Origin of the sequence: Cellulomonas soli (assembly GCF_052036975.1) — a bacterium.
Classification (GTDB): domain Bacteria; phylum Actinomycetota; class Actinomycetes; order Actinomycetales; family Cellulomonadaceae; genus Cellulomonas; species Cellulomonas soli_A.
Map to the genome: position 1 here is coordinate 1 of NZ_JBQIAR010000005.1, position 13,417 is coordinate 13,417.

A 13,417-nucleotide genomic window follows, 5' to 3' on the forward strand; every position below is an offset into this window, starting at 1 on the left:
GGGGGGCGCGGGCGCTCGCGCCCGCGCCCCCGTCGTCGTCCGAGGTCATCGTCGCGTAGGAGCGGCGGACGGCCTGCTCGAGCACGGACAGGTCGACGTCGTCGAGGTCCTTGACGTACAGGCAGCTCCTGCCGACCGTGTGCGGGCCCAGGCGGGCCAGCAGCTCGGCGTGCGCCTCGACGCCGTCCGGGAAGTAGATCGTGGTGGCCGCCTTGCGCGGCGAGAACCCGGCCGCGGCCATGTCGCCCTCGCGGCCCGAGGGATACCTGTAGTGGTACGCGCCGAAGCCGACGATGCTCGGACCCCACAGGCGTGCCGGCTCACCGGTGACCTCGCGCATCAGGGCGAGCAGACGCTGCGCGTCACGGCGCCGGACCGGGTGATCGACAGCCGCGAGGAACGCCTCGACGTCCGCATCCGTCACGACGGTCTTGTTCGCTGCGTGCGCCATCGCGTCAGTATCGCGCCGCTCAGTCCGCCAGCGCCTGCGCGAGGCCGTGGCGGCCGATCGGCACCAGGTGCGGGTGGTCCACGGGGTGCAGCAGCATCACCACGGCCAGGGACAGGGCCCACGCCTGCGCGCGCCGCCACGTCGCCTCGTCGTACGCCAGCCGGTCCCGCAACGCCGCGCGCCCTTCGGCGTCGAACGTGAGCCACGCGGTGGACAGGTCCGAGGCAGGGTCACCCGAGGTCACGTCGCCGAAGTCGATGACGGCACGCAGCCGTCCGCCGTGCACCAGCAGGTTGGCCGGGTGCGGGTCGCCGTGCAGCCACAGGGGTGGCCCGTCCCAGGCCGGTGCACCGGCCAGGTCGCGCCAGCGCTCGAGGATGCGGTCGGCGTCGGCGAGGCCGAGCTGGTGCACACGGTCGGCCAACGTGTCGCCGCGCGGACCGAGCGGGCCGCCGCGGAACGGGTTGTCCGGGGCGTCGGCGGGTGCGGGCCTGTGCAGGGCGTGCAGCACCTCGGCCAGCTGCGGTGCCCACGCCGACCGGTGCGCCACCGGGGTGCGGTGTGCGGCGTCGGCCTCGAACCACGGCACGACGCTCCACGCCCACGGGTAGCTCGCCGAGGCTGCGCCGCGCCGGACCGGTGCCGGGACGTCGACGGGCAGACGGGGGGCCAGCACCGGCAACCATTGCTGCTCGTGGACCAGCAGGTCCGCTGCGGCCGCCCGGACGGGGAACCGTGCGGCCAGGTGCTCGCCGACGCGCCACAGCGCGTTGTCCCACCCGGCGCCCGCCCACGTCAGGGGAAGGTCGGCCAGGTCGGGGTGCTGCTGCTGCAGGAGCGTGCGTACGAGGTCCTCGGTGATGTCGACCTCGGGGACGGGACCGAGCACGTCAGCGCACCTCGACGACTCGGGAGGGGTCGTACGGCACGCTCCAGCCGAGTGCGTCGAACATGCGGGCCAGGACGATCCCGGTGAACCCCCACACGAGCATGCCGTCGACGGTGAACGCGGGTGTGCGGACGGTGCGGCCTCGGCGCGTGTGCTCGACGCTGGCGCGGTTGCCCGGGTCGAGCAGGTCGGCGACGGCGACCCGGAACACCTCCACGGTCTCGGCGTGGTCGACGGCCGCCACCGTCGAGGGCAGCGTCCACCACGCCGGGACGGGCGTGACCAGGTGGTTGCTGACAGGGACGGGCAGGGGCGGCAGCGTGCCGAGCACCTCGACGCCTGCCGCGTCCAGGCCGACCTCCTCGACGGCCTCGCGCAGCGCCGCCTCGCGCGGCCCGGCGTCGGTGGGCTCCAGGCGCCCGCCGGGGAACGCGATCTGACCGGCGTGGTGGCGCAGCGCGCCGGACCGTCGCTGGAGCAGCACGTCGAGGTCGCGGGCGACCGCCGGTGCGCCGGTGCGGGCCGGTGCGGCGTCGAGCGCGCCGAAGAGCACGAGCACGGCCGCCGGTCGGGCAGACGCGGCGTCGTCGAGGACGCGCACGGGGTCGATCCGCCAGTCGAGGCCTCGTGCGCACAGCTCGACCAGCTCGGCGCGCGCGCCGCCCGCAGCCGGCGCGGTCATCCCCGTGCCCTGACGAGCTCCCCGAACCCGGTGACGAGCGCCTGCGTCGCAGGGACCAGGGCGGGCAGGTGCCGGGCGCCGTCGACCCGGATCTGCTCGACCTCCTCGGGTGAGAGCCCGTCGAGCATGTCCGGCGTCGACAGCCACAGGTCGAGCATCCCGGTGTCGAGCTCGGGGTGGAACTGCAGTCCCAGGGCGCTGCCGGCACGGAAGGCCTGCACGGGCGTGGCCCCGGTGGAGGCCAGCAGCGTGGCCCCGTTCGGCAGGTCGACCGTGTCCGAGTGCCAGTGCAGCACCGTCGGGCGCGGGCCGAAGGCCGCCAGGACGGGATCGTCGGCGACGACGTCGATCGGGGCGAACCCGATCTCGGTGGCGGCGCGCAGGTGCAGGCGGGCGCCGAGCGCCAGCGCCAGCAGCTGCATGCCCAGGCACACGCCCAGCACGGGGACCTCGGCGTCGACCGCGGCCGCCAGTAGTGCCTGCTCGGCGGCCAGGCCGGGGTGCCCGGCGACGTCGTCGGCGTCCATCGGGCCGCCCATGACGACCACGCCGGACAGCTCCTCGAGCGGGGGCAGCCGCGCGTCGGTCAGGTCGAGCACGGTACGCACCCTGATCGGCGCGTCGAGCGCGCGGGCGATCAGCCCGGGTCCCTCGTGCGGGGCATGCGTCAGGACGAGGACGGGACGGCTCACACCGGCGAGCCTAGTTGCTCGCCGGGGGCCGTCCCCGTCCGCGTCCGGGTCCGCTCACCACCCGTCGGGCAGCGGGCGTCCCTCCTCGTAGCCGGCGGCGGACTGGATGCCGACCGTGGCGCGCTCGTGCAGCTCCTCGAGCGTGGTGGCACCGACGTACGTCGCTGCCGAGCGCACACCGGCCGTGATGTGGTCGATGAGGTCCTCCACACCGGGACGGCGGGCGTCGAGGTACATGCGCGAGGACGAGATGCCCTCCTCGTACAGCGCCTTGCGGGCCCGGTCGAACGCCGACCCGCCACGGGTGCGGGCGGCGACCGCACGGGCCGAGGCCATGCCGAAGGACTCCTTGTAGAGCCGACCGGAGCCGTCCTCGTGCAGGTCGCCGGGGGACTCGTGCGTGCCGGCGAACCACGAGCCGACCATGACCTGCGAGGCGCCGGCGGCCAGCGCCAGGGCGACGTCGCGCGGGTGGCGAACGCCACCGTCGGCCCACACGTGGCGGCCGAGCCGGCGGGCCTCGGCGGCGCATTCGAGCACCGCGGAGAACTGCGGGCGACCGACCGCGGTCATCATGCGCGTGGTGCACATGGCACCGGGGCCGACGCCGACCTTGACGATGTCCGCACCGGCCTCGATGAGGTCGCGTGTACCGGCTGCCGTGACCACGTTGCCGGCCACGACGGGCACGTGCGGGTCGAGCGATCGCACCGCGGCCAGCGCGTCGAGCATCTTGCGCTGGTGGCCGTGCGCGGTGTCGACGACCAGCGTGTCCACACCCGCCTCGAGCAGCTCGGCGGCCTTGGCCTTGACGTCACCGTTGATGCCCACGGCGGCGGCCACACGCAGGCGGCCCGAGGCGTCGAGCGCCGGTGCGTAGATGGACGAGCGCAGCGCGCCGACCTGGGTGAGCACGCCGACCAGTGCGCCGTCGCGCACCACGGGGGAGAACTTGCGGCGCGAGGCGTGCAGCTTCTCGAACGCGGCCTCCAGGCCACGCGTGCCGCCCTGCTCGACGACGTCGAGGTCCACCGTGGTGGGGTTGGCCGTCATGACGTCGCCGACCTGCGTGAAGCGGTCGACACCCTGGCAGTCGGCCTCCGTCACCACGCCCACCGGACGACCGTCGACGGCGACGACCGCGGCGCCGTGCGCGCGCTTGCCGATGAGGGTCAGGGCCGTGTGCACGGTGTCGTGCGGCGTGACGACGACCGCGCTCTCGACGACCGTGTGCCGGGCCTTGACGGAGGCGATCACGTCGGCGACGACATCGGTCGGGATGTCCTGGGGGATCACCGTCAGACCGCCCCGGCGGGCGACCGTCTCGGCCATCCGGCGGCCGGCGACCGCGGTCATGTTGGCCACGACGACGGGGATCGTGGTGCCGGTGCCGTCGACCGAGGACAGGTCGACGTCGAACCGGGAGGTGACCTCGGAACGCGACGGGACGAGGAAGACGTCGCCGTACGTGAGGTCGGAGGTGGCCGTGTGGCCGGGCAGGAAGCGCATGGGTTTCCCCCTTTCCGCCCCATGATAGGTGGTCCTGGGTCGCGCCCGGTCCCCGGCTGCGCCCACCCCCGGGCCTTCACCAGGCCTGCACGTGCGCGACCCGGCACCCGGCGGTGCGTCGCCGGTCGGCGTCCTAGAGTGGGTGCAGCCTTCGGCGCACCGCACCGTGCGGCATCGTCGCCGCACGTGGGCCGTCTGGAAAGGGTTGTTGCGCATGTCACTGCTCGACGGGATCGGATCGCCGGCGGACGTCCGGGCGTTGGACCAGGAGCAGGTCGGCGAGCTGGCCGCGGAGATCCGCCGGTTCCTGGTCGAGCAGGTCTCACGCACCGGGGGGCACCTGGGCCCCAACCTCGGTGTGGTCGAGCTGACGATCGCGCTGCACCGGGTGTTCGACTCGCCGCGGGACACCCTCGTGTTCGACACCGGTCACCAGGCGTACGTGCACAAGCTGCTCACCGGACGTCGGGACTTCTCGGCGCTGCGCCGGCGCGGCGGTCTGTCCGGCTACCCCAGCCGCGCCGAGTCCGAGCACGACGTGGTCGAGAACTCGCACGCCTCGACGGCCCTGAGCTGGGCGGACGGCATCGCCAAGGCCAACGAGCTGCGTGGTCGGGGCGAGCGCCACGTGGTGGCCGTCATCGGCGACGGTGCGCTCACCGGCGGCATGGCCTGGGAGGCGCTGAACAACATCGCCGCGGGCCAGGACCGTCGTCTGGTCATGGTCGTCAACGACAACGGGCGGTCGTACGACCCGACGATCGGCGGCCTGGCCCATCACCTGACGACGCTGCGCACCACGCGCAGCTACGAGAACGTGCTGCTGTGGGGCAAGCGCACGCTGCGGCGGTCCGGCCCGCCCGGCCGGTTCGCCTACGAGGCGCTGCACGGCCTGAAGAAGGGCATCAAGGACGTCGTCGCGCCGCAGGGCATGTTCGAGGACCTGGGCCTGAAGTACGTGGGTCCGGTCGACGGGCACGACGAGGCGAGCGTCGAGCGAGCGCTGCGTGCGGCCAAGGCCTTCGGCGGTCCGGTGATCGTCCACGTCATCACCGAGAAGGGGCGCGGCTACACCCCCGCCGAGCAGGACGTCGCGGACCGCTTCCACGCGGTCGGGCAGATCCACCCGGAGACGGGTCTGCCCGTGGCTCCTTCCCGGTTCGGCTGGACGGGTGTGTTCGCCGACGAGATGGTCCGCATCGGTCGGCGCCGCCCCGACGTGGTGGCGGTCACCGCGGCGATGCTGCAACCGGTGGGCCTGGCGCCGTTCGCCAAGGCGTTCCCGACCAGGGTGTTCGACGTCGGGATCGCCGAGCAGCATGCGGCCACGAGTGCGGCGGGCATGGCTTTCGCCGGTCTGCACCCCGTGGTGGCGGTGTACGCCACGTTCCTCAACCGTGCGTTCGACCAGGTGCTCATGGACGTCGCCCTGCACCAGGCGGGTGTCACGTTCGTGCTGGACCGTGCCGGTCTGACCGGGGACGACGGCGCGAGCCACAACGGCATGTGGGACATGGCGATGCTCGCGGTGGTTCCCGGGCTGCGTCTGGCTGCCCCGCGTGACGAGCCGACGCTGCGCGAGGCGCTGCGCGCGGCCGTCGACATCGACGACGCACCGACCGTGGTGCGGTACCCCAAGGGTGCGATGGGGGAGGCGGTCCCGGCGCTGGAGGACGTCGACGGCATCGACCTGCTGGCCCGGCACGACGCGCCGGAAGGCGCGACGTCGGTGCTGGTCGTGGGCGTGGGGGCGATGGCTCCCACGGCGCTCGAGACCGCTCAGGTCCTGGCGGCGCACGGTCTGCGGGTCACGGTCGTCGACCCGCGCTGGGTCCTGCCGGTGCCGAGCGCGCTGACCAAGATGGTGGGGGAGCACGACCACGTGGTGACGATCGAGGACGGCGTCGTCGACGGCGGCATCGGCACGCTGGTCGGTCAGCGGGCGCGCGAGGCGGGGATCGCCACGCCCGTGCAGGCCATCGGGATCCCGCGCACGTTCCTCGAGCACGCCACGCGCGACCAGCTCGTGGGTGCCCTGCGGCTGCGCCCGCAGGATGTCGCCCGTGACGTGCTCACGGCGCTGGGGCAGCGGGTCTGACCTGGCATCGGGTACCCCTCGTCGGCGGGTGGTGCTGCGGCATGACGGACACGCAGTGACGGGAGTCACGTGGCGCTCGGGCCCCTCGGGGCCCTAGGTCCCAAGACATCCCATGACTTCGTCCCTAGTGTCGTGAGTACCGACTCCCGAGGAGAACAGATGTCCACCACCTCAGTTCCCGCCAGCGACACCGCTGAGACAACCTCTCAGCCTGCCTGGAGCGGGTTCGTCGCCGGTCCTTGGGTCGACCGGATCGACGTCCGCGACTTCATCCAGCGCAACTACACGCCGTACCTCGGCGACGACAGCTTCCTGGCCGGCGCGACGGAGCGCACCACCGGCATCTGGGCCAAGCTGTCGGCGATGTTCCCCGCCGAGCGCGAGAAGGGCATCTACGACGTCGACCAGCACACGCCGTCGACGATCACGTCGCACGCCGCGGGCTACATCGACCAGGACAACGAGGTCATCGTCGGCCTCCAGACGGACGCCCCGCTCAAGCGCGCCATCATGCCCAACGGTGGGTACCGGATGGTCGAGAAGTCACTGGAGACCTACGGCTACGAGCCCGACCCGATCGTCTCGGAGATCTTCACCAAGTACCGCAAGACGCACAACGACGGCGTCTTCGACGTGTACCCGCCGGCCGTGCGCGCCGCGCGCTCGTCGCACATCATCACCGGCCTGCCGGACGCCTACGGCCGCGGCCGCATCATCGGTGACTACCGCCGCGTGGCCCTGTACGGCGTCGACGCCCTGATTGCCGGCAAGAAGCTCGAGCGGGCAGAGCTCGACATGGAGCGCTCGTCGGCCGACGTCATCCGTGACCGCGAGGAGAACGCGGAGCAGATCCGCGCGCTCAACGAGCTCAAGGCCATGGCGAAGACCTACGGCTACGACATCTCGGGCCCGGCCACGACCGGTCGCGAGGCCGTCCAGTGGCTGTACTTCGGCTACCTCGCCGCCGTGAAGGAGCAGAACGGCGCGGCCATGTCCCTCGGTCGCACCTCGACGTTCCTGGACATCTACCTCGAGCGCGACCTGCAGTCCGGTGCGATCACCGAGGAGCAGGCGCAGGAGATCATCGACGACTTCGTCATCAAGCTGCGCATCGTCCGGTTCCTGCGGACCCCGGAGTACGACGCCCTGTTCTCGGGCGACCCGACCTGGGTGACCGAGTCCATCGGTGGCATCGGCGAGGACGGGCGTCCGCTCGTCACCAAGAACTCGTTCCGGTTCCTGCAGACGCTGTACAACCTGGGCCCGGCCCCCGAGCCGAACATGACGGTCTTCTGGAGCGAGCGCCTGCCGCAGGGCTTCAAGGACTACTGCGCCAAGGTCTCGATCGACACCTCGGCCGTGCAGTACGAGTCCGACGACCTCATCCGCGGCTCCTGGGGCGACGACGCAGCCATCGCGTGCTGCGTCTCCCCGATGCAGGTCGGCAAGCAGATGCAGTTCTTCGGCGCCCGCGTGAACCTGGCCAAGACCCTGCTCTACGCCATCAACGGTGGCCGCGACGAGGTCTCGGGCAAGCAGGTCGCCCCGAGCAGCGCACCGGTCGAGGGCGACGTCCTCGACTACGACGACGTCATGGCCAAGTTCGACGTGATGATGGACTGGCTGGCCCAGACCTACGTCGACGCGCTCAACTGCGTGCACTACATGCACGACAAGTACGCGTACGAGCGCATCGAGATGGCGCTGCACGACCGCACCATCCTGCGCACCATGGCCTGCGGCATCGCCGGCCTGTCGGTCGTGGCGGACTCGCTGTCCGCGATCAAGTACGCGACGGTCACCCCGCTGCGCAGCACCGACGGTCTGATCACCGAGTACGCCGTCTCCGGCGACTACCCGGCCTTCGGCAACGACGACGACCGTGTCGACGAGATCGCGGTCGGCATCGTCAAGTCGTTCATGGAGAAGATCCGCAAGACCCCGACGTACCGCGAGTCGCTGCACACGCAGTCGGTGCTGACGATCACCTCCAACGTCGTCTACGGCAAGGCCACCGGCTCGACGCCGGACGGTCGCAAGGCCGGCCAGCCGTTCGCCCCGGGTGCCAACCCGATGAACGGGCGCGACAGCCACGGCATGCTCGCCTCGGCGCTGTCGGTCGCCAAGCTGCCGTACTCGGAGGCCATGGACGGCATCTCGCTGACCAACTCCGTGGTCCCCTCGGGTCTGGGCCGCACGAAGGAGGAGCAGGTGACCAACCTGGTCGGTCTGCTCGACTCCTACGTGATGTCCTCCGGCTACCACATGAACGTCAACGTGCTGAACCGCGAGACGCTCGAGGACGCCATGGAGCACCCCGAGAACTACCCGCAGCTCACCATCCGGGTCTCCGGCTACGCGGTGAACTTCGTGCGGCTGACGCGCGAGCAGCAGCTCGACGTCCTCTCGCGCACGTTCCACGGCGCGGTCTGACGCTCGTAGCAGAGTCGATCCGGACCGGAACGAGGAGCAGACGATGACAACCGTCGACGAGCGGCAGGACGGCGCACCCGTGGTGTCGCTGGGTATGCCGCTCGTCGGCGGTTCTCACGTGCGCGCCCACGCCGGCACGGAGGGTCTGGAGGCCACTGAGCAGGAACGGTCCGAGCGCCTCGCGGCGGTCCGGGCCGGTCAGGTCGGCTCGGTGCACTCCTGGGAGCTCGTCACGGCCGTGGACGGGCCGGGCACGCGCATGACGGTGTTCCTGTCGGGATGCCCGTTGCGCTGCCTGTACTGCCACAACCCCGACACCATGGAGATGCGTCGCGGGACCGACGTCAGCGCTCAGGAGATCCTGAGCAGGGTCGCGCGGTACCGCGGTGTGTTCAAGGCGACCGGTGGTGGTCTGACCATCTCCGGTGGTGAACCGCTCATGCAGCCCGCGTTCGTGCGCAGCTTGCTGCGCGGGGCCAAGGCCATGGACATCCACACCACCGTCGACACCTCGGGCTACCTCGGCGCGCAGTGCACCGACGAGATGCTCGACGACATCGACCTGGTGCTGCTGGACGTGAAGTCCGGCATCCCGGAGACGTACAAGAAGGCCACGGGCCGTGAGCTGGCGCCCACGCTCGACTTCGGTCGGCGGCTGGCCGCGCACGGCACCGAGATCTGGATCCGGTTCGTGCTGGTCCCCGGGCTGACGGACGCGGTGGAGAACGTCGAGGCGGTGGCCGACTACGTCGCGACCCTCTCGACCGTGACCCGCGTCGAGGTGCTGCCCTTCCACCAGATGGGCCAGGACAAGTGGGCCGAGCTCGGGATGCGTTACGAGCTCGCCGACACGCAGCCGCCCACGCCCGAGCTGGTCGCCCGGGTGCGCGAGCAGTTCCGCTCTCGCGGGCTGGCGACCTTCTGACCGACCGCGCCGCGACCGCGCACCGGCGCCGTGGGGGTGTGCGGGCGGTCGCGGCGTGGTCTTGACCGAGGCCGGTCCGACGGATACTCGTCGGACCGGCGTCGGTCGTCTGTCGGGTCAGACCCGCACGGTCGGTCCTGCGGTCGGCACCGCGGCGCCGGGCACGTTCGCCAGGCCGTCCGGCAGCAACCGCCGACCCAGCACCCGCTCGCTGTAGCCCGTGCGATCCAGGTACGGCGTGAGCCCGCCCAGGTGGAACCCCCACCCGGCGCCCAGGATCATGCACAGGTCGATCTGCTGCGGTGTGCTGACCACGCCCTCGTCGAGCATGTGACCGACCTCGACGGTCAGGGCCGTGAGGACCGCGTCCAGGACACCCGCGGCGTCGAGTGCCGCGGGGGCGTCGTCCCACGCGCCGGCGTCGCCGGCCCGTGAGCTGCGCGCGTCGTCGAAGACCGCCTGCACGGCCGGGGACACCGGGCGTGGCAGGCCAGCCGCCGGTGCCGGACCGACCACGACCACCGCGTCCGCGACCAGCTTCTCCAGCCCCGGCGACCGCGGGAAGCGCTCGCCCAGGTCCTCGCGCAGCGAGGTCAGCACGTGCAGACCCACGGCCGGACCGACCAGGTCGAACAGCTCGAACGGTCGCATGGGCAGCCCCAGCGGGTCGAGCGCGAGGTCGGCCACCTCGACGGGGGTGCCGTGCTCGACGGCGTCGACCACCACGCCGAGCAGCAGCACCAGCAGCCGGTTGACCACGAAACCGGGCCGGTCACCGACCAGCACCGCGGTCTTGCGCAGCGCCACGGCCACCTCGACGGCCGTGGCCACGGCCTCGGGGGTGGACTGCTCGGCGCGCACCACCTCGACGAGCGGCATCGCGGCCACCGGGTTGAAGAAGTGCAGGCCGACGACCCGTCCGGGGTGCTGCAGGTCGGCCGCCATGGCGCTCACCGACAGGGCCGAGGTGTTCGTCGCGAGGATCGCCGTGGGCGCCACCACCGTCTCCAGCTCGGCGAACACCCGCTTCTTCAGCGCGAGGATCTCGGTGACCGCCTCGATGACCAGGTCGCACGAGGCGAGGTCGTGCAGGTCGGTGGTGCCGGTGACGGACGCGAGCAGCCGTGCTCCGGCCGCCTGGCTCATCCGGCCCGACGAGGTCTGCCGGTCCACCGACGCGCGGACCGCGGCCAGTCCGTGCGCCACCCGGTCCTCGTCCAGGTCACGCATGACCACGGGCACGCCGAGGCGCTGCTGCACGAGCATCGCGATCTGTGCCGCCATGAGGCCCGCCCCGACGATGCCGACCCGTGTGACGGGCTGGGCCAGGGCGCGCTCGGGTGCGCCGGTCGGCTTCTTGCCGCCGGAGACCAGGCCGAAGGAGTAGACACTGGCGCGCATCTCGTCGGTGCCGATCAGGTCGGCCAGCGCCTCGTCCTCGGCCGCGAACGCGGCGTCCCGGCTGATGTCGGGTCCCAGGGAGAGCAGGTCGAGCGCGCGGTAGGGCGCCGGACGCGAACCGTGGATCACCGCGTGCAGGCGTTGGCGGGCGGCGGCGACCGCGCCGTCCCACAGCGGGGCCGGGTCGAGCGCGCGGCGCTCGACGACGACCTCGCCGCGCAGGACCTGCTCGGCCCACGCGATCGACTGCTCGAGGAAGTCCGCGGGGTCCAGCAGCACGTCGGCCAACCCGATGGCGGTGGCCTCCTGCGCGCTGTACGGCTTGTTCGCGGCGGGGCGCGTGAGGATCACCTCGAGGGCCTTCTCGATGCCGACGAGCCGGGGCACCAGGTACGCGCCGCCCCAGCCGGGCACGAGCCCCAGGCTCGTCTCGGGCAGCGCCAGGGCGCGCACGTCGCCGGCGACCGTCCGGTAGTCGCAGTTCAGCGCGAGCTCCAGCCCGCCGCCGAGGGCGACACCGTTCACGAAGGCGAACGTGGGCACACCCATCTCACCCAGCAGGCGGTAGGCGGCGTGGCCGCTGTGGCCCAGGCGCAGGGCGGTGTCGCGGTCGGCCACCGAGGTGACCTGGAGCAGGTCCGCACCGGCAGCCAGGTAGTACGGCTTGCCGGTGACGGCCACGGCGACGATCTCGCCCGCCCGGGCCCGCGCCTGCAGCGTGGCCAGGGCGGCGTGCAGCTCGGCGATGCCGAGAGGGCCGAGCGTGGTCGGCTTGGTGTGGTCCAGGCCGTTGTCGACCGTGACGAGCGCGAGCGTGCCCGTGCCACCGGGCAGCGTGATGTCGCGGACCAGGGCGTGGCTGACTCTCTCGGCGCGCGGGGCGCCGGTGGAGGCTGCTGCGGGATCGGTGGCGCTCATCGGGCGCTCCCCTCGGTGGTGGTGGGCCGGTAGTCCTCGTGATGCGGGTTCTCCCAGATGACCGTGCCGCCCTGGCCCAGCCCGACGCACATGGTCGTCAGGCCGTACCGGACCTCCGGGTGCTCGGCGAACTGCCGTGCCAGCTGGGTCATGAGCCGCACGCCCGAGGAGGCCAGGGGGTGACCGACGGCGATCGCGCCGCCGTACGGGTTGACGCGCGGGTCGTCGTCGGGCAGGCCGAACGCGTCGAGGAAGGCCAGCACCTGCACGGCGAACGCCTCGTTGATCTCGAACAGGCCGATGTCCTCGATGCCCAGGCCAGCACGCTCGAGGGCCTTGTGCGTCGCGGGGACGGGTCCCAGGCCCATCACCTCGGGCTCCACACCGGCGTACGCGAACGACACCAGGCGCATGCGGACGGGCAGGCCGAGGTCGGCGGCGGTGTCCTCGGCGGCCAGCAGGCACGCGGCCGCACCGTCCGTGAGCGGTGCCGCGGTGCCCGCCGTCACCCGCCCACCCGGCCGGAACGGGGTGGGCAGCGCCAGGATCGCCTCACGGGTGGTCCCCGGACGGGGCGGCTCGTCGGCGGTCGCCAGGCCCCAGCCGCGCTCCGGGTCACGCAGCGCGACGGGGACCAGGTCGGGGGAGATCTTCCCGGCGGCCAGTGCCGCGGCGTACTTGTCCTGGCTGGCCACGCCGTACGCGTCGGCGCGCTCGCGGGTCAGGGCGGGATACCGGTCGTGCAGGTTCTCGGCGGTCACGCCCATGTTGAGCGCGTCGGGTGCGACGAGTCGCTCGGAGACGAACCGGGGGTTGGGTTCGGCGTCGAAGCCCATGGGGTGGTGGCCCATGTGCTCGACGCCGCCGGCGAGCAGGACGTCCTGGGCGCCTACGCCGATGCTGGCCGCGGCCGTGGTGACCGCCGTCATCGCCCCGGCGCACATGCGGTCGATCGCGAAACCGGGCACGCTGCGGGGCAGCCCTGCCAGCACGCCGACCGTGCGGCCCAGGGTGAGGCCCTGGTCGCCGGTCTGCGTGGTGGCGGCGATCGCCACGTCGTCGATCCGCTCCGGCGGCAGCTGCGGGTGACGGCGCAGCAGCTCGCGCACGGTGCGCACCGCGAGGTCGTCGGCGCGTGTGCTGGCGTACAGGCCGTCCTTGCGGGCGCGGCCGAACGGGGTGCGGACCCCGTCGACGAAGACGGCGCGGCGCACGGGCGGTGCCGGGCGGGACGGGCGTGTCGGTTCGGTCGTCATCGACCCTCCAGGGGCTGGGACGTCGGTGTCCTGGCTCGAGCCCTCGGCACGTCGGTGTGCGGGGCCGTCTACCGACCGGTAGGCCCGGGACCTTGGTCCTGACCGGTCGAAGTTACCGCAGAGTAACAGCGGCGGACGGCATGCGACAGAGCGGGCCGGGGCC

The 13,417-nt window shown here is 72.5% G+C and carries 10 protein-coding genes; 3 read left to right on the forward strand and 7 right to left on the reverse strand.

Features of this window, described 5'->3' with window-relative positions; all coding sequences use genetic code 11:
• The 5 genes from ACTHAM_RS06765 to ACTHAM_RS06785 all read right to left on the reverse strand — a co-directional run.
• On the reverse strand, positions 1-451 hold a 451-nt coding region (locus ACTHAM_RS06765; RefSeq protein WP_440685665.1), incomplete at its 3' end, for a DUF1801 domain-containing protein.
• 19 nt (positions 452-470) lie between these two features.
• Positions 471-1,340 carry an aminoglycoside phosphotransferase family protein gene (locus ACTHAM_RS06770; RefSeq protein WP_440685669.1) on the reverse strand — a complete coding sequence of 290 codons (870 nt, stop codon included), beginning with the start codon at positions 1,338-1,340 and terminating at the stop codon, positions 471-473.
• A gap of 1 nt (position 1,341) precedes the next feature.
• Positions 1,342-2,022, reverse strand: a complete 681-nt coding sequence (locus ACTHAM_RS06775) for an NUDIX hydrolase (protein WP_440685671.1) — start codon at positions 2,020-2,022, stop codon at positions 1,342-1,344.
• Complete coding sequence (locus ACTHAM_RS06780; RefSeq protein ID WP_440685673.1) at positions 2,019-2,714, reverse strand: type 1 glutamine amidotransferase; 696 nt, start codon at positions 2,712-2,714, stop codon at positions 2,019-2,021. Before ACTHAM_RS06780 ends, ACTHAM_RS06775 begins: the two co-directional genes overlap by 4 nt.
• A 54-nt stretch (positions 2,715-2,768) precedes the next feature.
• Positions 2,769-4,223, reverse strand: coding sequence for a GuaB1 family IMP dehydrogenase-related protein (locus ACTHAM_RS06785; RefSeq protein ID WP_440685675.1), 1,455 nt, complete (start codon positions 4,221-4,223; stop codon positions 2,769-2,771).
• 214 nt (positions 4,224-4,437) lie between these two features.
• Between ACTHAM_RS06785 and dxs the strand changes: the two genes are divergently transcribed.
• The 3 genes from dxs (at position 4,438) to pflA (ending at position 9,679) form a co-directional block, all read left to right on the forward strand.
• The gene (gene dxs / locus ACTHAM_RS06790) at positions 4,438-6,321 is read left to right on the forward strand and encodes a 1-deoxy-D-xylulose-5-phosphate synthase (RefSeq protein WP_440685677.1); all 1,884 of its coding nucleotides are present in this window, start codon (positions 4,438-4,440) and stop codon (positions 6,319-6,321) included.
• 159 nt (positions 6,322-6,480) lie between these two features.
• Positions 6,481-8,754, forward strand: a complete 2,274-nt coding sequence (pflB, locus tag ACTHAM_RS06795) for a formate C-acetyltransferase (RefSeq protein ID WP_440685679.1) — start codon at positions 6,481-6,483, stop codon at positions 8,752-8,754.
• Between the two features lie 43 nt (positions 8,755-8,797).
• Positions 8,798-9,679: a pyruvate formate-lyase-activating protein gene (gene pflA / locus ACTHAM_RS06800; RefSeq protein ID WP_440685681.1), complete on the forward strand. Its 882-nt coding sequence runs from the start codon at positions 8,798-8,800 to the stop codon at positions 9,677-9,679.
• Positions 9,680-9,796: 117 nt separating this feature from the next.
• Here pflA and ACTHAM_RS06805 read toward each other — a convergent pair whose 3' ends face one another.
• Together ACTHAM_RS06805 and ACTHAM_RS06810 are read right to left on the reverse strand one after the other, a co-directional pair.
• The gene (locus ACTHAM_RS06805; protein ID WP_440685683.1) at positions 9,797-11,998 is read right to left on the reverse strand and encodes a 3-hydroxyacyl-CoA dehydrogenase NAD-binding domain-containing protein; all 2,202 of its coding nucleotides are present in this window, start codon (positions 11,996-11,998) and stop codon (positions 9,797-9,799) included.
• Positions 11,995-13,254: a thiolase family protein gene (locus tag ACTHAM_RS06810; RefSeq protein ID WP_440685685.1), complete on the reverse strand. Its 1,260-nt coding sequence runs from the start codon at positions 13,252-13,254 to the stop codon at positions 11,995-11,997. Before ACTHAM_RS06810 ends, ACTHAM_RS06805 begins: the two co-directional genes overlap by 4 nt.
• Positions 13,255-13,417 lie beyond the last annotated feature (163 nt).

Coding starts and splice junctions, on each gene's coding strand:
- dxs (WP_440685677.1), top strand. CDS start 4,438: ATGTCACTGCTCGACGGGATCGGATCGCCGGCGGACGTCCGGGCGTTG.
- ACTHAM_RS06785 (WP_440685675.1), bottom strand. CDS start 4,223: ATGCGCTTCCTGCCCGGCCACACGGCCACCTCCGACCTCACGTACGGC.
- ACTHAM_RS06805 (WP_440685683.1), bottom strand. CDS start 11,998: ATGAGCGCCACCGATCCCGCAGCAGCCTCCACCGGCGCCCCGCGCGCC.
- pflB (WP_440685679.1), top strand. CDS start 6,481: ATGTCCACCACCTCAGTTCCCGCCAGCGACACCGCTGAGACAACCTCT.
- ACTHAM_RS06775 (WP_440685671.1), bottom strand. CDS start 2,022: ATGACCGCGCCGGCTGCGGGCGGCGCGCGCGCCGAGCTGGTCGAGCTG.
- ACTHAM_RS06810 (WP_440685685.1), bottom strand. CDS start 13,254: ATGACGACCGAACCGACACGCCCGTCCCGCCCGGCACCGCCCGTGCGC.
- pflA (WP_440685681.1), top strand. CDS start 8,798: ATGACAACCGTCGACGAGCGGCAGGACGGCGCACCCGTGGTGTCGCTG.